The 355-nt window shown below is 29.9% G+C and carries 1 protein-coding gene; it reads left to right on the top strand.

Annotated features, from left to right (window positions below; genetic code table 11):
• Window positions 1–40 precede the first annotated feature (40 nt).
• A partial coding sequence (locus tag CCZ01_RS10145) for an asparagine synthase-related protein (RefSeq protein WP_220106553.1) occupies window positions 41–355 on the top strand: 315 nt, incomplete at its 3' end.

Raw genomic sequence — 355 nt, 5'->3', positions numbered from 1 at the left:
TGACTATCAATCCTTTTTTTCTTTTAACATACGCGAATTAATGCAAAATAATCTCCAAGCTTTATTGCGTTTTGAAGATAGGGATTCTATGGCATTTGGTGTAGAAGCTAGACTTCCTTATTTAGATTATAGAATTGTTGAATTTGTTTTGTCTTTACCCTTAGAAGTAAAATTCCAAAAAGGTTATTTAAAATATCTTTTAAGAGAATCAATGCAAGATTTACTACCAAAATCTATTATTTGGCGGTATAACAAAATGGGCTTTGAATCTCCGCAAGAATTATGGATAAAAGACATCAAACAAGAAATGTTAGAATGTGTTCAGCGTTCAAGAATTCTTAAGGAGATTTTTTGT

It is taken from the genome of Helicobacter monodelphidis (assembly GCF_003288845.1).
Classification (GTDB): domain Bacteria; phylum Campylobacterota; class Campylobacteria; order Campylobacterales; family Helicobacteraceae; genus NHYN01.
The sequence above is the reverse complement of the archived record's forward strand: the minus strand, read 5'-3'. Positions and strand labels throughout refer to the sequence as shown.